The organism is Burkholderia sp. KL41 (genome assembly GCF_057005415.2).
The window spans coordinates 159,960-179,404 of the sequence record NZ_CM174447.1 but is presented as its reverse complement, the minus strand read 5'-3'; the positions used below and the strand labels follow the sequence as shown (position 1 = coordinate 179,404).

At 67.7% G+C, this 19,445-nt stretch carries 17 protein-coding genes; 6 read left to right on the top strand and 11 right to left on the bottom strand.

The features are described 5' to 3' along the window. Positions 1–3: 3 nt before the first annotated feature. A complete protein-coding gene (locus tag PQB87_RS18450) occupies positions 4–504 on the bottom strand; it encodes a GNAT family N-acetyltransferase (protein WP_059688054.1) in 501 nt (166 codons plus the stop codon). Between the two features lie 582 nt (positions 505–1,086). Here PQB87_RS18450 and PQB87_RS18445 point away from each other — a divergent pair. The 3 genes from PQB87_RS18445 to PQB87_RS18435 all read left to right on the top strand — a co-directional run bounded on the left by PQB87_RS18445 (position 1,087) and on the right by PQB87_RS18435 (position 5,118). Then, entirely contained in the window at positions 1,087–3,426 is a 2,340-nt protein-coding gene (locus tag PQB87_RS18445; RefSeq protein WP_489243454.1) for a phosphocholine-specific phospholipase C, read from the top strand. A gap of 278 nt (positions 3,427–3,704) precedes the next feature. Beyond that, positions 3,705–3,974 carry a hypothetical protein gene (locus tag PQB87_RS18440; protein ID WP_011353737.1) on the top strand — a complete coding sequence of 90 codons (270 nt, stop codon included), beginning with the start codon at positions 3,705–3,707 and terminating at the stop codon, positions 3,972–3,974. Between the two features lie 151 nt (positions 3,975–4,125). Further along, positions 4,126–5,118, top strand: coding sequence for a DedA family protein/thiosulfate sulfurtransferase GlpE (locus tag PQB87_RS18435; RefSeq protein ID WP_111938713.1), 993 nt, complete (start codon positions 4,126–4,128; stop codon positions 5,116–5,118). Positions 5,119–5,170: 52 nt separating this feature from the next. Here PQB87_RS18435 and PQB87_RS18430 read toward each other — a convergent pair whose 3' ends face one another. From PQB87_RS18430 to PQB87_RS18400, 7 genes are all read right to left on the bottom strand, one after another. After that, positions 5,171–6,631: an OprD family porin gene (locus tag PQB87_RS18430; RefSeq protein WP_059688057.1), complete on the bottom strand. Its 1,461-nt coding sequence runs from the start codon at positions 6,629–6,631 to the stop codon at positions 5,171–5,173. Between the two features lie 165 nt (positions 6,632–6,796). Continuing rightward, positions 6,797–7,816 (bottom strand): ABC transporter ATP-binding protein, encoded by a 1,020-nt coding sequence (locus PQB87_RS18425; RefSeq protein ID WP_059688058.1) that lies wholly within the window; start codon positions 7,814–7,816, stop codon positions 6,797–6,799. Further along, a complete protein-coding gene (locus PQB87_RS18420) occupies positions 7,813–8,805 on the bottom strand; it encodes an ABC transporter ATP-binding protein (protein WP_021162450.1) in 993 nt (330 codons plus the stop codon). Before PQB87_RS18420 ends, PQB87_RS18425 begins: the two co-directional genes overlap by 4 nt. A 1-nt stretch (position 8,806) precedes the next feature. Further along, complete coding sequence (locus tag PQB87_RS18415; RefSeq protein WP_021162451.1) at positions 8,807–9,709, bottom strand: ABC transporter permease; 903 nt, start codon at positions 9,707–9,709, stop codon at positions 8,807–8,809. A gap of 13 nt (positions 9,710–9,722) precedes the next feature. After that, positions 9,723–10,661: an ABC transporter permease subunit gene (locus PQB87_RS18410; RefSeq protein ID WP_060067909.1), complete on the bottom strand. Its 939-nt coding sequence runs from the start codon at positions 10,659–10,661 to the stop codon at positions 9,723–9,725. Between the two features lie 11 nt (positions 10,662–10,672). Next, on the bottom strand, positions 10,673–12,283 hold the full coding sequence (locus PQB87_RS18405; protein WP_059688061.1) for a peptide ABC transporter substrate-binding protein: 1,611 nt from the start codon (positions 12,281–12,283) through the stop codon (positions 10,673–10,675). A gap of 179 nt (positions 12,284–12,462) precedes the next feature. Continuing rightward, on the bottom strand, positions 12,463–13,044 hold the full coding sequence (locus tag PQB87_RS18400; protein WP_021162455.1) for a cupin domain-containing protein: 582 nt from the start codon (positions 13,042–13,044) through the stop codon (positions 12,463–12,465). Positions 13,045–13,543: 499 nt separating this feature from the next. On the opposite strand from PQB87_RS18400, the gene PQB87_RS18395 reads away from it, so the two are divergent. Further along, complete coding sequence (locus tag PQB87_RS18395; protein WP_489243453.1) at positions 13,544–15,064, top strand: peptide MFS transporter; 1,521 nt, start codon at positions 13,544–13,546, stop codon at positions 15,062–15,064. Positions 15,065–15,181: 117 nt separating this feature from the next. After that, entirely contained in the window at positions 15,182–15,388 is a 207-nt protein-coding gene (locus PQB87_RS18390) for a hypothetical protein (protein WP_027790314.1), read from the top strand. 34 nt (positions 15,389–15,422) lie between these two features. Here PQB87_RS18390 and PQB87_RS18385 read toward each other — a convergent pair whose 3' ends face one another. The 3 genes from PQB87_RS18385 to PQB87_RS18375 form a co-directional block, all read right to left on the bottom strand. Further along, positions 15,423–16,544, bottom strand: coding sequence for an OpgC domain-containing protein (locus PQB87_RS18385; RefSeq protein ID WP_489243452.1), 1,122 nt, complete (start codon positions 16,542–16,544; stop codon positions 15,423–15,425). Positions 16,545–16,993: 449 nt separating this feature from the next. After that, positions 16,994–17,893 (bottom strand): EamA family transporter RarD, encoded by a 900-nt coding sequence (gene rarD / locus PQB87_RS18380; protein WP_060067912.1) that lies wholly within the window; start codon positions 17,891–17,893, stop codon positions 16,994–16,996. 16 nt (positions 17,894–17,909) lie between these two features. Next, a complete protein-coding gene (locus PQB87_RS18375; RefSeq protein ID WP_006480292.1) occupies positions 17,910–18,206 on the bottom strand; it encodes an acylphosphatase in 297 nt (98 codons plus the stop codon). A 164-nt stretch (positions 18,207–18,370) separates the two neighbouring features. Between PQB87_RS18375 and hpnA the strand changes: the two genes are divergently transcribed. Beyond that, positions 18,371–19,378 (top strand): hopanoid-associated sugar epimerase, encoded by a 1,008-nt coding sequence (hpnA, locus tag PQB87_RS18370; protein ID WP_011353724.1) that lies wholly within the window; start codon positions 18,371–18,373, stop codon positions 19,376–19,378. Positions 19,379–19,445 lie beyond the last annotated feature (67 nt).

Below are 19,445 nucleotides of genomic sequence, written 5' to 3'. Positions count from 1 at the left end.
CGTTCACTCTCGGCCCTTGATCCGCGCCATGTGATACACGGACATGTGCACGCCGTCGCGCAATGCATAACCCGGCGATTCGCCCTCGATCCGGAAGCCGTGCTTCTCGTAGAGCGCGATCGCCGCGCGGTTGTCGGTGAACACGGTCAGCTCGAGGCGCGTGAGGTTCAGCCAGCCTTCCGCGAGATCGATCGCGGCCGCGAGCAGCCGGCTGCCGATGCCGCGCCCGTGCCGTGTCGCGTCGACCATCATGCCGAGCCCTGCCGCATGGCGCCGACGCGGATTCGGTTCGAACTCGAGGCCGAGATGGCCGACCACCTCGCCGTCGATTTCGGCGACGAGGCTCGCGCCGCGCTCGTGCGCGTTGGCGAGCCGTTTCTGCCATTTTTCGAACGACGGAAACGGATACTGCAGCGTATACATGTACACCGCGGGGTGCGCGGCGATCTGCCGGATCGCGTCGACGTCGTGCGTCTCGCTGTGCCGGATCTTGATGTCGGTCATGGGTGGGCCGGTTCCGAAAAGTCGCGCCCGCGGCGCGGGCTGCGCACCTGCGCAGCAACGGATCGAGCTTATCCGATTTCACGCATTTGAAACATCGACGTCATGCGATGCCGTTGCACCCGCAACGACCAGCGCTTGAGCCACGCCTCCACGCGCAGGGAAAATCTGACCGGCCCGGCGACCGGAAACCGGTAATTCCTTACCTGCTTCCGTCACGTATCGCTTCCCGATGCCTCCCGATCGATCGTTGCGCACGCAACGTCACGCGCGCGACACGCGATGTCATGCCTTCATCACGTCGGCGTCACGTCGACTCCCTAGACTGGGCGCCGCCCAATCCGGCACGTACCCGGCCGGTGTGTGCCGACGTCCCGGCCCGCGCATCACGAGCGCGCGTCGCGCAGGGTCGCGGCACCGGCCAAGGCATCCGCGCGACACCACGGATCGCGCGCGTCGCGCACTTCCGCCACGCGCGGCCGCCGCACCCGACCACCCATGCCGCGCGCATCGCCCCGGCGGGCGACGCACGGGCACCGCCGGACGAAGTCACGAACGCTCCCATCATCACAGGACCCGAACGCCATGACGTCACGCCGCACATTCCTCCAGCAGACCGCCACTTCCGGCCTCGCCGCCGCCGCACTCGCCGCGTTTCCGCCGAGCATCCGCCGCGCGCTCGCGATTCCCGCGTTTCACGAAACGGGGACCATCCAGGACGTCAAGCACGTCGTGCTGCTGATGATGGAGAACCGCGCATTCGACAGCTACTTCGGCACGTTCAAGGGTGTGCGCGGCTACGGCGACCGCTTTGCGGTGCCGTCGCCGAACGGCCGCAACGTGTTCTACCAGACGTACACGAAGCCGACGCCCGCCGCCACCGTCGCGCCGTATCACCTCGACGCGAGCCAGGGCAACGCACAGCGCGCGGGCGGCACGCCGCACACGTGGGCCGATGCGCAGGCCGCCTGGGACCATGGCCGGATGAACCGCTGGCCCGACGCGAAGACGCCGCTGTCGATGGGCTACTACGACGCGGCGGAAGTCCCGTTCCAGCGCGCGCTCGCCGATGCGTTCACGCTGTGCGACCACTATCACTGCGGGATGCACACGGGCACGATCGCGAACCGCCTGTTCTACTGGAGCGGCACCAACGGCCCGAACGGCATCAGCCCGGCCGACGGCAGCCGCGTGAAGATCGCCGCGCTGAACAACCAGTTCAACGGCGGCAACGACATCGGCCCGTCGAGCCAGGGCTGGACCTGGACCACCTACGCCGACCGGCTGCAGCAGGCCGGCGTGAACTGGAAGGTCTACCAGAGCCTGATCGATAATTTCGGCTGCAACGAGATGATGAGCTTCCGCCACTGGCGCGCGGCGATCGAGCAGATGCCGCCCGCGCGCCGGCCCGCCTACGTCGCGTCGACGGACATCACGCAGCCGGTGACGGCGGCCGGCGCGTTCTACGATCCGGCGATCGACGATCCGCTGAGCCCGCTCGCGAAGGGGTTCGGCAACACGATGCCGTACGGCTTCCTCGAATCGTTCCGCGACGACATCCGCAACGGCAAGCTGCCCGAGGTGTCGTGGATCATCCCGCCGTCCGTGTACAGCGAACACCCGGGGCCGTCGAGCCCCGCGCAGGGCGGCTGGTACGTGCAGGCGGTGCTCGATGCGCTGACGGCGAACCCGGAGGTGTGGAGCAAGACGGTGCTGCTGGTCAACTACGACGAGAACGACGGCTTCTTCGACCACATGCCGTCGCCGGCCGTGCCGTCGCGCAACGCCGACGGCACGCTCGCGGGCGGGCATACGCTGCGGGACGCCGACGTCGCCGTCGAGTACCACGACTTCACGCCGGCCACGTCGAGCCAGCCGGCGATCGACGGCCGCCCGTACGGCCCGGGCCCGCGCGTGCCGATGTGGGTCGTGTCGCCGTGGAGCCGCGGCGGCTGGGTCAACTCGCAGGTGTTCGACCATACGTCGACGTTGCTCTTCCTCGAAAAGCGCTTCGGCGTCGCAGAGCCGCAGATCAGTGCGTACCGCCGCGCGGTGTGCGGCGACCTGACGAGCGCGTTCAACTTCCGCTCGCCGAACAACGAACCGCTGCCGACGCTCGCGGGCCATACGACGAAAAGCCAGGTCGACGCGCTGAGCGCCGCGCAGCAGGCCGCGCCGAAGATCGTGCCGCCGGCCGCGCCGTCGCTGCCCGCGCAGGCGACCGGCGTGCGCCCGTCGCGCGCGCTGCCTTACGAACTGCATGCGAGCGCGCGTGCCGATGCCGGCAACGGCACGCTCACGCTGAAGTTCGCGAATACGGGCCGCGCCGCCGCCGTGTTCCACGTCTATGACAAGCTGCACCTCGACCGCCTGCCACGGCGCTACGTCGTCGAACCGGGCAAGACGCTGCACGACGACTGGGCGGCGCGCGCCGACGACGGCGGCAAATATGACCTGTGGGTGCTGGGCCCGAACGGCTATCACCGCCGCTTCACCGGCGACCTGAGCCGCCTGGCCGGTGCTCGCGCGCCTCATCCGGAAGTCCGCGTCGGCTATGCGGGCGCGAGCGGCAACCTCCACCTGCGGCTGCGCAACCACGGCGGCGGCACGGTGCGCTTCACCGTGAAGTCGAACCAGGTCTACGGGCCGCTCCCGGGCCGCGGCGCACACGACGGTCGCGGTCACGGCCATGGCATCGAGGACGGCAACGGCCAGGGTCGCGGTACCGGTACCACGTGGACGGTCACGGTGCGCGCCGGCGACCAGGCCGAACTGGACTGGAAGCTCGACTCGACCGGCCACTGGTACGACTTCATCGTCACCGCGGACAGCGACCCGGGTTTCTCGCGCCGCGTCGCCGGCCGCGTGGAAACCGGCCGCCACTCGGTCAGCGACCCGGCGATGGGGCTCGCCGACCGCTTCTGATGCCGCCGCGGCGACACGCGTTGCCCCACGTCGTACGCGTGTCGCCGCCCGCGCCGGCCCGGCCGCGAACGACGCTCGGGGGCCGGCCGCGGCCGGCCCCGATCCGGCGCAAACGCCCGCCCCGCGCGGCTCAAACATCAGAAGGATCGGTGGTTCAGCCCTCATTTCAGCTCGCGAAAATGCTCCGACTTGCGGCCCGTTCGCGTTAAACTGCGTCAGGCTGTATTCAACAAAGACATCTTCGCCACTACGGCATCCACGATACGAGGATAGGTTCGATGCGCACTACCGGCTCATCCGGGGCAATGACCCTGCTCACCGAACACGACCCGGCCGACGGCCGCGAACTGCGCTCGCTCCGGCTCGAGGCAACCGGCGACGGCAAAAGCGTGCTGCTGATCGAGATCGACGAACGCAAGCCCGGCATCCATCGCGAAGTCCGCTACGAGATCACGCCGGCCGAACTGATCGCGGCGATCCGCTCGCACGGCGCCGAGTTGCCCGGCGAAAACCACGGCGCCGCGTCGCTCGCCCGCACCTCCTCCTGATTCCGAACGGTGAGCCGCTCGCAGCGCGTCGGCTCACCGCGCCCCTGCCGCCGTCAGGCGCTTGCCGTCATTCCCGCCGTTGTCTTGAAAAAGGCCGATAATCGGCCCATCTGCGTTTCCTGCCCACGCATGTCCTTTTCGGCCAGCCGTCATGCTCCGTGACCTCGTCGCCCAATACGGGCCGCTTCTCGTCTTCGCCAACGTGCTCGCGGCGGCCATCGGCCTGCCGGTGCCCGCGATGCCGACGCTCGTGCTGTTCGGCGCGATGTCCGCGATGCATCCCGAGATGATCGGCTCGCAACTGGTGACGGTGGTGGCGCTGTCGGTGCTCGGCGCATTGATCGGCGACACCGTGTGGTACGTCGCCGGGCGCCGTTACGGCGGCACGACGCTGAAGACGATCTGCCGGCTGTCGCTGTCGCGCGATACCTGCGTGAGAAAGACCGAACGCTTCTTCGGCCGCTACGGCGTGCGCGTGCTCGCGGTCGCGCGCTTCATTCCCGGGTTGTCGCTCGTATCGGTGCCGATGGCCGGTGCGCTCGGCACGCGCTACCGCACGTTCGCCGGCTACGATGCCCTCGGCGCCGCCCTGTGGACGATCGTCGGCCTGGTGGCCGGGCTGGTGTTCTACCGGCAGATCGACTGGCTGTTCGCCGGCGCGAGCCGCCTCGGCCGCGCGGTGCTGCTGGTGATCGTCGCGCTGCTCGCCGTGTATGCGGCCATCCGCTGGATGCGCCGCCGCGCGCTGATCCGCCAGCTCGCCAATGCGCGGATCAGCGTCGACGAACTCGACCTGCTGCTGCGCGACGCCACCGCGCCGGTCGTGCTCGACGTGCGCTCGCCCGAGCACCGCAAGCTCGACCCGTTCACGATTCCCGGCGCGCAATTCGCCGACGATCGCCGGATCGGCGACATCGTCGCGCGCTATCCGCTCTCGCAGAAGTTCGTCGTGTACTGCTCGTGCCCGAACGAAGTGACGGCGGCCCTGATGGCGAAGCGCCTGCTCGACGCCGGCTTCACCGATGCGCTCGCGTTGCGCGGCGGCCTCGACGCATGGCGCGATACGGGCCGCCAGCTCACGTCGCTCGTGGAAGACATGCCGGCCGCGAACGATCCGGTCGCGGGGCTGCACAAGCCGGCCTGATCGTTTCGATCGAAAGCCGGCCGTGCGAAGCGGGGGCGCATGCCCCCTTCGATCAGAACGCGTGCAGCGGCAGGTTCACGACCAGGCGGTACTCGGTGTTCGTCGCGTCCGAGTAGTGCGCCGAACCGGCGTGCCACATCGCGATGAACGTGACCTTCGTGTCCTTCAGCTTGCCGCTCTGGAACGTGTACGACGGGATGAAGCCGAACTCGTGGTGACGGCCCTGCACCGGCGCGCCGTTGCTCCAGTAGATGCTCGACTTGCTCGGGTCAAGCGCCGCGCTCGCGCTGCCGTCCGCGCCCCAGCCCGTCACGCCCCAGACCATCGCCTTGAAGCCCGGCAGGCCCGCTTCCTTGCCGTAGAACGTGTAACGCAGCTGCAGCGACTTTTCGTGCGGCGCGTTGTAGTCGACGTCCATCGAGTTGGTCAGGAAGATGCCGTTCGTTTCGTTCAGGTAGTCGAAGAACTGGTCGCCGAGCACCTGCTGGAAGCCGAGCAGCAGCTCGTGCGGGCCGTGCTGCGCGGCCAGCGACAGGCTGTACGCGTTGTTGTTGATCTTGCCTTGCAGCGCATCGCCCGTGTCGTGCGTCGAGTAGACGTTGCCGAAGCCCGTCCACTTGATCGTCTGCGGGCTGCCGATGCTGTGCTTCACCGACGCGTAGTACTGGTGCCACACGTCGTCGGCCTGGTTCGCGTACAGCGCGATTTCGCCGTTCGGCGAGTAATCCCACGTGCCGCCGACGTACGACAGGCGATTGATGCGCGTGCCGCCGTACTGCGTCGTCAGGTTGGTGAGCGTCGTGTGACCGCGCGCGTCGGTCTTCGTGAAGCTGCCGGCCTCGAGCATCACGTTCTTGAATTCATTGCTGACGAGTGTCGCGCCGAGGAACGTCGGCGGCAGCGCACGGTTGTCGTGCTGCTCCATGAACGGGTTGTCGACGGCCTGCAGACCGTACTTGACCACCGTGTTCGAGATGCGCGCCTTCACGTCGTAGATGCCGGGATAGGCCCATGCGAGCTGGTTGCCGCCACCGCCGCCCTTCGCGATGTGCACCATGCTGCCGGCACCCTGGCCGCCGTCGAGCTTCAGCGCCGCATACAGCGACGCATCGAAGCCGATACCGATCAGGCCCGTCGTATAGCCCGACTCGAAGTTCGCCATCGCGCCCTGGACCCACGCGTGGCGATGCGGGCCGCCCTTGGCGTCGAGCACGTCCGCATAGTTGCGGAACAGGAAGTTGAGGTGGCTGTCGGCAATGAAACCCTTCGACTGCGACTGGGCCGACGGCTCGTCGGGCGGCGTGACGGCCTGGGTCGCTTCGGCGTTGATAACGGCGTTCGGGGTCGTTGCCTGCGCAACGGTCGCGCCCGGTGCGGCCTGGGCGACCGTCAGCGGTGCGGGGGCCGCGTCGTCGGCGTGCGCGACGCCCGTCAGCGAGACACCGGCGAGTGCCGGCAGCCCCCATGCGAGCAGCATTTTCGATGCCGTCCCGATCGTCTTCTGTTTTTTCATCGTAATTCTCGTCTTGTGTTGATATCGTCCACGCCGGCTGCGATCCGCTCCCGGCCCCCCGGCGCGCCCGGTTAGGGACGCGCCTGTACCCGCGGCGCGAAGATCGTTCGCGCCGCACCTACCCCTGTTGACCTGCCTTGGTTATGTTTGCTGCGTCACTTCAGCTCACGCCACACCCGCGCGGATGCACGCGACACGCGCTGCCGACCCCTGCCGAACTTCCGGCAGCGGCACGTCCTGCGCGCACGCATCGATCGCGACCGGGCAGCGCGTGCGGAACGCGCAGCCGGACGGCGGGTTGAGCGGCGAGGGCATCTCGCCCGCCAGCAGCATCGGGCGGCGAGCACGCTCGCGCGCCGGCTCCGGCGTCGGCGCCGCATCGAGCAGCGCCTTCGTGTACGGGTGTTGAGGGACGCCGTACACGTCATGCCGCGTGCCGAACTCCATCACGCGGCCGAGATACATCACGAGCACACGCTGGCTGATCGCCTTCACCACGGCGAGATCGTGTGCAACGAAAAGATAGGACAACGACAGTTCGCGTTGAAGATCGCGCAGCAGGTTCACGATCTGCGCCTGGATCGACACGTCGAGCGCCGATACGGGTTCGTCGCAGATCACGAGCTTCGGCTCGCCGATCAGCGCGCGCGCGATGCCGACGCGCTGGCACTGCCCGCCGGAAAATTCATGCGGATAGCGCAGCAGGTGATGCGCGTTCAGGCCGACGCGTTCGAGCATCGTGATCACGCGGCGGCGCACCTCGGTGCGGCCGAGGCCGGCCTGGTGCGTGACGAGCGGCTCCGCGACGACCTGTTCGATCGTCATGCGCGGATCGAGCGACGCGAGCGGGTCCTGGAAGATCATCTGCACTTCGCGCCGCATCGCGGTGCCGCGCAGGTGATCGGGCGCGACGGCTTCGCCACGCCATTTCACGGCGCCGGCCGTCATCGGCACGAGCCCGATCAGCGCACGCGCGAGCGTCGACTTCCCGCAGCCCGATTCGCCGACGAGCCCGACGGTCTCGCCGCGCTTCACGTCGAACGACACGCCGTCGACGGCGCGCAGCGTGCCCTTCGGCGACCACGGATAGCCGCCGAGCGGCACGCGGAAATGCACTTTCAGCCCATCGACGGACAGCAGCGTGTCGTCCGTCGCGCCGGTATTGCGGCGTTCATCGACGCTCATCGCAGACCTCCCGTCATATCGGCCACGGGCCGGTGGCATGCGCGCACCGCGCCCACGGCGCCATAGGTTTCGAGCGCGGGGCGCGCTGCGCCGCAGCGTTCTTCCGCATACGTGCAGCGCTTCGCGAACGCGCAGCCGGCCGGCGCGGTGCCGGGCATCGGCGGATTGCCGGGAATCGCGACGAGCGGCGCATCGTCCGCGTCGGTCAGGCGCGGCAGCGCGTTGAGCAGGCCGATCGTGTACGGATGCGACGGCGCCGCGAAAATCGATTCGGCCGGCGCGTATTCGACGGTGCGGCCCGCATACATGACCATCACGTCGTCCGCGAGGCCCGCGACCACACCCATGTCGTGCGTGATCAGCACGATCGCCGTGCCGCGCTCGCGGTTCAGCTCGCGCAGCAGGTCGATGATCTGCGCCTGCACGGTCACGTCGAGCGCGGTGGTCGGCTCGTCAGCGATCAGGATCTCCGGCTCGGACAGCAGCGCCATCGCGATCATCACGCGCTGGCGCATCCCGCCCGAGAACTCGTGCGGATACATGCGGATGCGGCGCGCCGCGTCCGGGATACGCACCGATTCGAGCGCCTCGATCGCGCGCTTCGTGGCTTCCCTGCGCGACAGCTTGCGATGCAGCTGCAGCGTCTCGGTCATCTGCCGCTCGATCGTCAGGAACGGATTGAGCGACGTCATCGGGTCCTGGAAAATCATCGCGATCCGGTCGCCGCGCACCTTGTTCAGCGCGCGCGCATCCATCTCGAGCAGGTTGTCGCCGCGATAGCGCGCGGCGCCCGTCGTCGTGCCGTTGCCGGCCAGCAGGCCGAGCAGCGCCATCACGGTCTGGCTCTTGCCCGAGCCCGATTCGCCGACGATGCCGAGCGTCTTGCCGGCTTCGAGCGAGAACGACACGCCGCTCACGGCGTCGACCGGCGGTGCGTCCTTGCGCGTGAAGCGCACGCCGAGGTTGTCTACTTCCAGCAGTGCACCCATTTCAGCGATCCTTCGGGTCGAGCGCGTCACGCAGGCCATCGCCGACGAAGTTCACGCAGTAGAGCGTCACGCACAGCATGACGGCCGGGGCCAGCAGCAGCCACGGCATCGATTCCAGTTTCTGCGCGCCGTCCTGGATCAGCACGCCCCAGCTCGTCATCGGTTCCTGCACGCCGAGGCCGAGGAACGACAGCACCGATTCGGTCAGCACGATGCCCGGCACCGAGACCGTCGCGTACACGACGACCACGCCGAGCAGGTTCGGCACGACGTGGCGCCGCACGATCGTGGCCGGCGACACGCCGATCGCGCGCGCCGCATCGACGAACTCGCGGCTGCGCAGCGACAGCGTCTGGCCGCGCACGACACGCGCCATGTCGATCCACGAGAACGCGCTGATGGTCAACACGACCAGCATGAACGAGCGGCCGAACAGGGTCATCATCAGGATCGCGATCAGCAGGTACGGGATCGCGTACATCATGTCGACGACGCGCATCATCACGGCATCGGTGCGGCCGCCCGCGAAGCCCGCGGTCGCGCCCCACGCGACGCCGAACAGGCCCGACACGAGCGTGCCGAGCACGCCGACCTCGATCGACACGCGTCCGCCGATCAGCGTGCGCACGAGCAGGTCGCGGCCGAGCTCGTCGGTACCGAACCAGTGCTGGTTGGCCCAGGTCGGCGGCAGGCTGATCGCGCCCCAGTCGCTCGCGGCCGGGTCGGCGGTCAGCAGCCACGGGCCGACGAAACACGCGATCGTGATCAGCGCGAGCAGCACGAGGCTGAACACGGCCGCACGGTTGTGAAGGAAGCGCGCCATGGCAAGCGCGAGCGGCGAGCGCGAACGCGGCGGCGTGTCGGTCTGCACGGGCAGGCCGACGACGGGAGTAGTCGGAGTCATCGCAGTGCCTCGCTCAATAACGGATGCGCGGATCGAGCCACGCGTATGCGAGGTCGACCAGCAGGTTGAACAGCACGGCGCAGACGGTGGTCAGCACGACGAGGCCGAGCACGAGCGTGTAGTCGCGGTTGATCGCACCGTTCACGACGAGCTGGCCGAGGCCCGGCAGCGCGAACACCGATTCGGTGACGACGGCCGCGGTGATCGACGAGATGCAGACCGTGCCGACCAGCGACACGACCGGCATCAGCGCGGGCTTCAGCGCGTGGCGCAGCACGATCGTCGAGCCCGGCAGGCCCTTCGCGCGCGCGGTGCGGATGTAGTTGCTCGACAGCGTCTCGATCATCGAGCCGCGCATCACGCGCGCGAGCAGCGACATGTTGATGAAGGTCAGCAGCACGATCGGCAGCAGCCGGTACTGCCAGCCGCCGTCGCCCCAGCCGCCCGCCGGCAGCCAGCCGTTGCCGGCCGACGTCTTCAGCAGGATCGCGAAGACCCACACGAGCACGGGGCCGAGCACGAACGGCGGCACGACGTTGCCGACGTTGCCGATCAGCATCACGATGCGGTCGATGAAGCTGTCGCGGCGCACGGCCGCGACGGTGCCGAGCAGCACGCCGAGCCCGATCGAGATCGGGATCGACAGGCCGCCCACGCCGAGACTCACCGGCAGCGCCTTGCGCACCAGGTCGTTCACGGACCAGTCGACGTAACGGAACGACGGACCGAGATCGCCGTGCAGCAGCGCGTTCAGGTACATCAGGTACTGCTTCCACAGCGGCTGGTCGAGGTGATACTTCGCGTTCAGGTTCGCGAGCGTCGCCGCGGACAGCTGCTTTTCCGTATCGAACGGGCCACCGGGCGTCAGGTGCAGCAGCAGGTAGCAGACGGTGACGACCGCGAGGATCGTCGGCACCGCCCACAACGTACGCCTCAATGCGTAGGCCAGCATGATCGCTCCGCTCAGTGCTTGATCACGTACATGTCCTGCGACGCACGCATGTCGATCACGTTCTTCAGCGAGTAGCCACCGACGTACGGCTTCACGAGACGGTCGGCCGAGTACTGGAACAGCGGCACCATCGGCGTGTCGTTCAGTGCGAGATCGTGTGCCTGCGTGAGCAGCGCGGCACGCGCCTTGTCGTCGAGCTTCTGGTTGCCTTCGTCGACGAGCGCATCGGCCTGCTTGTTGCAGTAGCCGACGGTGTTCTGCGCGCTGCCGCAACGCAGCAGGTCGAAGAACGTCATCGCGTCGTTGTAGTCGGCGAACCAGCCGTCGCGCGCGATCTGCACCTTGCCGTCATGGCGCTGCTTCATCAGCACCTTGAACTCGACGTTCTCGAGCTTCGTGTTGATGCCCAGCTTGGTACGCCATTCGGACGCCGCGAACAGCGCGACCTTCTTGTGCAGGTCGTTGGTGTTGTAGGTCAGCGTGAACGACAGCGGCTTCGCGTCCGAATAGCCGGCCTGCTTCAGCAGGTCCTTCGCGGTCGAGACGCGCTTGGCCATCGGCCACGACGCCCAGTCCGGCGTGAACGGCTGCACGCCCTTCGTGCCGTTCGGCATCAGGCCGTACATCGGCTTCTCGCCGGCCTGCGTGAGCTTCTGGGTCAGCACGTCGCGATCGAGCACCATCGACAGCGCCTGGCGCACGCGCTTGTCCTTCAGTGCCGGATCGCTGTTGTTCAGGTAGTAGTAGTACGTCGCGAGCTGCAGGCCCTGGCGCAGTTCGCCGCCGAACTGCTTGCTGACCTGCTGGAAGATCCCCGACGGGATCGAGTAGCTGTAGTCGATCTGGCCGGCCTGGTACATGCGCATCGCCGTCTCGTCGCTCTCGATCGGCAGGTACGTGACCTTGTTGATCACGACCTTCGGCGCATTCCAGTATTTCGCATCCTTCGAGATCACGATGCGGTTGTTCGGCTGCCAGTCGACGAGCTGGTAGGCGCCGTTGCTGACGATGTTGCCCGGGCGCGTCCATGCGTCGCCGAGCTTCGTCACCGTGTCCTTGTTCACCGGTGCGAGCGGCACCATCGCGGTGAGCTCGGGGAAGAACGCGACCGGCACGTCGGTCGTCACTTCCAGCGTGTACGGGTCGACGGCGCGCACGCCGAGCGTCGACGGCGCGGCCTTGCCCGCGATGATGTCCTTCGAGTTCTTCACGAACTCGACGAGGATCGTGTACTTCGAGCCCGTCTTCGGATCGACGAGGCGCTGCCATGCGTAGACGAAATCGGCGGCCGTCACCGGCTGGCCGTTGCTCCACTTCGCGTCGTGGCGAAGCTTGAAGATCCACGTCGTCGGCGTCTTGCGTTCCCACGACAGCGCGACACCCGGCACGACCTGGCCGGCTGCGTCGATGCGCGCCAGCCCTTCGAACAGGTCGAGGCCGATCGTGTTGCCGGTCCACGATTCGATGTGCGCCGGGTCGAGCGACTCGACTTCGGCGGGCACCTGGCGCGTCAGGTCCTGTTGAGGAGCGAGCGCGACGTTCGACGGAACGGAAACGGCGTGGGCGACAGGCGTCAGGGCGAGCGCGGCCAGCACGGCCGACATGGCATGCAAGGATTTCATCGTGGCAGTCTTGAGAAGGGTTGTTCGGTGAGCGTCGCGCGGCGGATGCCGCGGCTTACGCGTGAGACGCTGACGGGCGCAGCGATTGAGGAGGCCCGTGATTCTCGTATTGCATTTTAGTATTCCTTACGTTTCTTTCGACAGGTATTCCGTCTTCGAAACGAAGGAATACCTGTGCGTTAGAACAGCCTCGGCGTACCGACCCAGACCACCACCGACTCGATCTTCGCGGTGTTGACCCAGCTGTGCGGGACCGTCGACTGATAGTGCGAACTGTCACCGGCCTGCAGGACGAACGTCTTGCCTTCCAGCGTCAGCGACACTTCCCCTTCAATCACATACAGGAACTCCTCTCCTGCATGTGTCGTCACCTCAGACCGCTTCTGCCCCGGCGGCATCCTCACGAGGATCGCCTCCAGTTGGCGCCCTTCGGACACGTTCGTCAGCCTCGCGAACAGGTTCGCCGAATCGGCAAACCCGAAGAAGCGCAGCTGCTCGCCTCGACAGACCGAGCGTTCCTCGCTCGGCGTATCCACGAAGTACTGCACCGTCACACCGAGCGCGTGCGCGATACCGGCCAACGATGTCAGCGACGGCGACGCGAGCCCGCGTTCGACTTGAGACAGAAACGGCTTCGAAATCCCCGCGGCGGTAGCGGTGTCGTCGAGCGTGCGCTTGAGTCGTTGGCGCAACGCGCGAATCTTGCTGCCCAGAGCGGCGGCAGCATCTGCGGACCGCGAGTTTTCAGTGGGGGGAACCATAGCAGGCCGAAAAGTGATCGTCAAAAAATGTTTGATGGAAAATAACTAAGTTAGAACGATATAGCTTAGTCTTCGGGTTCGCACCCGTCTTCGGTGTTGAGCCCGGTGCACTAAACGGGACACGAAGCGAGCGAAACGACGCGCTATCTTGCCAGACTCGCCGGCTTCACAGGCAAGCTGCAAGCGGCTCTCCGGGAATCTTCGGAGGGCCGGCATGAAAGCTTACAAGTAAATGATGAGACGAATGTTCCTGAAAGCTACTGCCACATTAGGAGTTTCCCTAAGTGGCGGATACCAGACGCACCGGACCGGCAGCCGTTACCATGCGCGCGCCGGTCGGGGCCCTTCCCCGCCACACCAGGCGGAGTCAGGCTCCGGCCCGGGCTAACCGCCCGACTGTTCCATCGCCAGCGCAAAGCTTACCCGGCCCATTGTGCATCGGCGCCAGTTCGACCCCAAGACGACGCGCGATCCGTGCCGTCCGTTTCAAACGAGATTGATGATGCAACCACCTGTTTCACAAACCCGATCGTTCACGACGGTCTTCCTCATCGAAATGTGGGAGCGCTTCGGCTACTACGGCATGGCCGCGCTCCTGGTCCTCTTCATGGTCGACCGGCTCGGTTTCACCGACAGCCATGCGAACCTGACCTGGGGTGCGTTCACCGCACTCGTCTATGCCGCGCCGTCGATCGGCGGCTGGATCGGCGACAAGGTGCTCGGCGCCCGCCGCACGATGATCATCGGCGCGTCCGTGCTCTGCGCCGGCTACCTGATGCTGTCGGTACCGAACGACCAGCTGACGTACATGTACGCGTCGCTCGGCGTGATCGTCGTCGGCAACGGCCTGTTCAAGGCCAACGCGGCGAACCTCGTGCGCCGCATCTATGAAGGCGACGACGCGCGCATCGACAGCGCGTTCACGATCTACTACATGGCGGTCAACATCGGCTCGACGGTGTCGATGCTCGCGACGCCGTGGATCAAGGATCACTGGGGCTGGCACACCGCGTTCGCGGTCTGCTGCGGCGGCATGCTGCTCGCGATCCTCAACTTCATGCTGATGCATCGCACGCTCGCACACGTCGGCTCGCTGCCCGACGACCAGCCGATCCGCTGGAAGCGCCTCGGCGCGGTCGCCCTGGGCGGTGTCGGGCTCGCGCTGGTCACGCTGTACGTGCTGCAGCACAAGCAGCTCGCCGTCGCCAGCGTGTGGACGGCAGCGTTCGCGATCCTCGCGATCTTCGCGTACATGATCGCGAAATCGGAGCGCTCGGAGCGCGCCGGCCTGATCGCGGCGCTCGTGCTGATCGGCCAGGTGATCCTGTTCTTCATCTTCTACGTGCAGATGTCGACGTCGCTGACGCTGTTCGCGCTGCGCAACGTCGATCCGCGCTTCATGCTGTTCGGCACGACGCTGTTCACGTGGAGCGCCGCGCAGTTCCAGGCGCTGAACCCGATCTGGATCATGCTGCTCAGCCCGGTGCTCGTGTGGGTCTACAACGCCGTCGCGAAGGGCGGCCGTGACCTGCCGGTCGCCGCGAAGTACGCGCTCGGCTTCGGCGCAGTGGCCGCGGGCTACCTGGTGTTCACGATCAGCGGCCGCTTTGCGGTGGACGGCCGCGTGTCGTCGTGGTTCATGGTGTGGGGCTACGGCCTCTACTCGCTCGGCGAACTGCTGGTGAGCGGCCTCGGCCTCGCGATGATCGCCCGCTACGTGCCGGCGCGCATGAGCGGCTTCATGATGGGTGCGTACTTCGTCGCGACGGGCGTGTCGCAGTATCTGGGCAGCGTCGTCGCGAACTTCGCGCAGATGCCGTCGCACGAACTGCCGGCCACCGAATCGCTGCCGCTCTACCTGTCGCTGTTCGAGAAGCTCGGCTGGCTCGCCGCGATCGGCATGCTGCTCGCGCTGCTGCTGCTGCCGCTGATGAACCGCCTGTCGCGCCAGCACCAACGTTGTGCGGAAGAGCGCCGCGAGCAATCGCTGCAGGCGCAGGGTGCCGCCACAGCCCAGTAAGGACTATCCCTCGGCGTGCGGCCTGCACGCCACATTCTCCCGCCGGTTGCGCGATTGCGTCCTACACTGGTTGCAAAGCAGTGCATCCGCCGCGATGCGCGCTGGCGGGAGAAGACCATGAAAAGCAAGACCACGAGGCTCCTCCGGATCCTCTCGGACATCCGGTACGCGCAGCGATGCACTGCGCTGCGCGCCGCCCGGGCAGCCGCCGAAGCCGACGCGGTACTCGCGGAACGCGACGATCCGGCGCCCGACGAGCGCGACGACGCCGAATCCGACGACCCCACCGCCGTTCCCCGCTCCCGTATCGGCTCACCTCACTGACGCCGCGCCGCACGTTCCGTGCCGCCCGCGCCGCTCACGCGGCCGCACCGCGCCACCGCGCGATCCACGTTCCCGAACCGGCCACGGCCATCATCAGCCCGAGCGCGCACGCGTCGGCCACGAGCCCCACGCCGACGTGCCGCAGGTCGGCACTGCCCACGACCGGATGCAGGAGCGAATCGATGACGAGCGAGATCGCCGCGCCCGCGACGAAGCAGATCAGCCCGCGCTGGCCCACCGCCACGACCGGCCGCACGCCCTGCGCGATCCGCGCGATCCAGCCGAAGCGCACGCAATCGGCCATCAGCCACGCGATGGCCGCGAAGCTCACGATGCGCGGCAGCGCGAGATCGCGCTTGAACACGCCTTCCGGCAGCGGCAGCCCCGAGAACAGCTTGTAGCTCGCGCAGCCGAGCACGACCGCGCAGGCCAGCCCGGTTGCCGCGGCACTCCAGCGGCCGAGCGCGATGCGCCGGTAGAACGGCTGGCAGCGCGCGAGCACGCCCGCGACGAACATCAGTTGCCACGCGAACGGATTGAAACTCCAGCGGAATCCGTCGGTATCCAGCAGCTCGGGGCCGAGCCAGCCCGCCGCGATCCACGACGCGACGCCGAGCACGACGAGCAGCCACGGATGCCGGCGCGCGAACGGCACGAGCACCGGCGACGCGAGCGCGAACAGCACGTACATCGGCAGCACCGACGCGAGATAGGGCTGGCGCTGGAACGTCAGCAGCTCGGCAAGGCCCGTGAGTGGCGAGGCGAGCATCACGCTGACGTCGTCGAGTGCGAGGTTCGGCGCATCGATCCCGTAATGGTCGAGCACGGCCGACACGACGAGCATCAGCGTCGAGGTCGCGAGAAACGCGCGGTAGATCTGCATCGCGCGGCGCACGAACCGCCGTTGCGCGGCGCGCGCGCCGTGCCGTTCGGCGATCGCGCCATAGGCGCTCGCGGTCGCGAAACCGCCGAGAAAGACGAAGACCTCGGCCGCGTCGCACAGCGCGAACGCGTGCAGCGTGACGCGCGACAGCACGCTCGCGCCGATGTGGTCGACGACGATCATCAACAGCACGATGCCGCGGAAGAAATCGACTTCGATCAGGCGGCCGCCGCGCGGCGGCCGAGCCGTGGCGGGCGGCACGCTCAACGACATGAGCGCACCCGCACGACAGCGGTGCGGCACGCACCGGGGAATGGACCGGGAAGAAGAAGGCGCGCGGGATCGGCCGCGATACGCGTATGCCCGCATCGCGCCAACCCGGCCGGCCAGGCACGGAGAGGACCGTTCATTGAAAGGCTGCATACGAAGGGAAGTCGGTGAGGCCAGTCTAATGGCCGATCAGGAGGGACCCTAAGTAACAAAGTGCAACCGAATCTTCTGTTCGATTACACGCGCGAGCCTTGTGGTGCGAAGCAGGCGGTGTCGCCAGATTCGCGCCAGCGCGACGCCAGCTTGCGGTCAGCATCGACGGGTTCGATCGCCGGGCGATGGCGATGGCGATGCCGATGCTGGCGCTGGCGCTGGCGCTGGCGCTGGTGCTGATGCCGATGCTGGTGCGATCTACGCCACGTTCCGCGCCGCCGCCGCGTCGCGATCGACGCCTATCCGCGCGCGGGCAGGCGCCGCATCAGCATTGCGCTGTGCCATGCGGTCAGCGCAACGGCGACCCAGATCGGCCCGTACGTCGCGAGCTTCGCGACGCTCAGCGTTTCGCCGAGCAGCAACAACGACACCGCGACGAGCAGCACGGGCTCGACGTAGCCGAGAATCCCGAACAGGGCCATCGGCAGCATCCGGCTGGCCTTCAGGTAGCTCGCGAGCGCGAGCGTGCTCAGCACGCCGAGCCCCGGCAGCAGCGCGGCCCACAGCACGGGATGGCCGGCCACGCGCGTCGCGCTCGTCGCGACCATCGCGAACGCGACCGGGCACAGCAGCACGATCTCGACCGCGAACGCGGCGAGCGAATCGGCATTGATCCGCCGGCGCAGCACGAAATAAGGCGGATAACCGAGCGCGACGACGAGCGTCGGCCACGCGAACGCGCGCGTCGCCCACACTTCGTGCGCGACGCCGAGCGCGGCGCATGCGACCGCCGCCCATTGCAGCGGATCGAGCCGTTCGTGATAGTAGAAGCGGCCGACGAGCACCATCGTCAGCGGCAACAGGAAATAGCCGAGCGACACCTCGAGCATGCGCCCGTGCAGCGGCGCCCACAGGAACAGCCACAACTGCAATCCGAGCAGCGCGGCGCTCACGGGCACCGCGATCAGCAGGCGCCAGTCGCGCACGCTGCGCCGAAGGAGGTCGACGAGCGCCGGCCAGCGGCCGCGCAGCGCGATCAGCGCGAGCGCGCCCGGCGCGGTCCACAACACGCGCCACGCGAAGATGTCGAGCCCCGTGAGCGGCGCGAGCAGTTTCGCGTAGGCGGACATCAGCGCGAACAGCGTCGATGCCATCACCGACAGCATGAGGCCGCGCCCGGCCTCCGGATACCCCGTCATGATCGTTCCGTGCCGCTTACTGCTGCTGGAAGCGCTCGAAGCGCTTCTCGGTCCGGCGCTCCTCGAACGTCACCTCGGTCACGCGCGCGGCCGGCGGCCCGTGGCGCAGCCACGCGAGCATCCGGTCGATCTGCGCGCCGGGGCCCTGGATCATCGCTTCGACGGTGCCGTCCTCGAGATTCGCGACCCAGCCGCGCAGCTTCAGCGCATGCGCCTCGCGCACCGTCGCATGCCGGAAGCCGACGCCCTGCACGACGCCGCGCACCCGTACGTAGTAGGTCTCGATCCGTTCGTCCAGTTCATTGCGGCTCATCGCGTCGTCCTCCCGTTGCGTTCAAGCCCGGCATTGTAGTCGCGTCGGCCGCTTCGTACATGCCCGCACCCGTCGCGGCCTTGCGTCGCCGCGCGCGCCGACCACGTACAATCTCGCCGACGCTCAACCGCCGCGCCGCCCGCGCGCGGCCCTGAAGGAAACGCATGACTGATACCTCCCGCGATCTCGTTCTCGTCACCGGCGCGTCCGGTTTCGTCGGCTCGGCCGTCGCGCGCATCGCGCAGCAGAAAGGCTATGCGGTGCGCGTGCTCGTGCGCCCGACCAGCCCGCGCACGAACGTGGCGGATCTCGACGCCGAGATCGTCACCGGCGACATGCGCGACGAGGCGTCGATGCGCGCCGCGCTGCGCGGCGTGCGCTACCTGCTGCATGTCGCGGCCGACTACCGGCTGTGGGCACCCGATCCCGACGAGATCGAGCGCGCGAACCTCGAGGGGGCGGTCGCGACGATGCGCGCGGCACGCGCGGAAGGCGTCGAGCGGATCGTCTACACGAGCAGCGTCGCGACGTTGAAGGTGACGAGTGCCGGCGATCCGTCCGACGAAAACCGGCCGCTCACGGCGGAGCAGGCGATCGGCGTCTACAAGCGCAGCAAGGTGCTCGCGGAACGCGCGGTCGAACGGATGATCGCCGACGAAGGGCTGCCGGCCGTAATCGTCAATCCGTCGACGCCGATCGGCCCGCGCGACGTGAAGCCGACGCCGACCGGCCGCATCATCGTCGAGGCCGCGCTCGGCAAGATTCCGGCGTTCGTCGACACGGGGCTGAACCTCGTGCACGTCGACGACGTCGCGCACGGCCACTTCCTCGCGCTCGAGCGCGGCCGGATCGGCGAGCGCTACATCCTCGGCGGCGAGAACCTGCCGCTGCAGCAGATGCTCGCCGACATCGCGCAGATGACGGGCCGCAAGGCGCCGACGATCGCGCTGCCGCGCTGGCCGCTGTACCCGCTCGCAGTCGGCGCGGAAGCGGTCGCGAAGTTCACGAAGAAGGAGCCGTTCGTCACCGTGGACGGGCTGCGGATGTCGAAGAACAAGATGTATTTCACGTCCGCGAAGGCCGAGCGCGAGCTCGGCTACCGTGCGCGCCCGTACCGCGAAGGGCTGCGCGATGCGCTCGACTGGTTCGGCTCCGCGGGCTACCTGAAGTAACACAAAGCGGCGTACTTCACGCCGCTTTGCGCACTTTGTTACACGTCCCGCGCGGCCCGGCACCGGC

Excerpts from the sequence above, each read along its gene's own strand:
- PQB87_RS18435 (WP_111938713.1), top strand. The coding sequence starts at position 4,126 with ATGCTCCGTGACCTCGTCGCCCAATACGGGCCGCTTCTCGTCTTCGCC.
- PQB87_RS18410 (WP_060067909.1), bottom strand. The coding sequence starts at position 10,661 with ATGCTGGCCTACGCATTGAGGCGTACGTTGTGGGCGGTGCCGACGATC.
- PQB87_RS18395 (WP_489243453.1), top strand. The coding sequence starts at position 13,544 with ATGATGCAACCACCTGTTTCACAAACCCGATCGTTCACGACGGTCTTC.
- rarD (WP_060067912.1), bottom strand. The coding sequence starts at position 17,893 with ATGACGGGGTATCCGGAGGCCGGGCGCGGCCTCATGCTGTCGGTGATG.
- PQB87_RS18400 (WP_021162455.1), bottom strand. The coding sequence starts at position 13,044 with ATGGTTCCCCCCACTGAAAACTCGCGGTCCGCAGATGCTGCCGCCGCT.
- PQB87_RS18385 (WP_489243452.1), bottom strand. The coding sequence starts at position 16,544 with ATGTCGTTGAGCGTGCCGCCCGCCACGGCTCGGCCGCCGCGCGGCGGC.
- PQB87_RS18420 (WP_021162450.1), bottom strand. The coding sequence starts at position 8,805 with ATGGGTGCACTGCTGGAAGTAGACAACCTCGGCGTGCGCTTCACGCGC.
- PQB87_RS18445 (WP_489243454.1), top strand. The coding sequence starts at position 1,087 with ATGACGTCACGCCGCACATTCCTCCAGCAGACCGCCACTTCCGGCCTC.
- PQB87_RS18450 (WP_059688054.1), bottom strand. The coding sequence starts at position 504 with ATGACCGACATCAAGATCCGGCACAGCGAGACGCACGACGTCGACGCG.
- PQB87_RS18415 (WP_021162451.1), bottom strand. The coding sequence starts at position 9,709 with ATGACTCCGACTACTCCCGTCGTCGGCCTGCCCGTGCAGACCGACACG.
- PQB87_RS18405 (WP_059688061.1), bottom strand. The coding sequence starts at position 12,283 with ATGAAATCCTTGCATGCCATGTCGGCCGTGCTGGCCGCGCTCGCCCTG.
- PQB87_RS18390 (WP_027790314.1), top strand. The coding sequence starts at position 15,182 with ATGAAAAGCAAGACCACGAGGCTCCTCCGGATCCTCTCGGACATCCGG.
- PQB87_RS18425 (WP_059688058.1), bottom strand. The coding sequence starts at position 7,816 with ATGAGCGTCGATGAACGCCGCAATACCGGCGCGACGGACGACACGCTG.
- PQB87_RS18375 (WP_006480292.1), bottom strand. The coding sequence starts at position 18,206 with ATGAGCCGCAATGAACTGGACGAACGGATCGAGACCTACTACGTACGG.
- hpnA (WP_011353724.1), top strand. The coding sequence starts at position 18,371 with ATGACTGATACCTCCCGCGATCTCGTTCTCGTCACCGGCGCGTCCGGT.
- PQB87_RS18430 (WP_059688057.1), bottom strand. The coding sequence starts at position 6,631 with ATGAAAAAACAGAAGACGATCGGGACGGCATCGAAAATGCTGCTCGCA.
- PQB87_RS18440 (WP_011353737.1), top strand. The coding sequence starts at position 3,705 with ATGCGCACTACCGGCTCATCCGGGGCAATGACCCTGCTCACCGAACAC.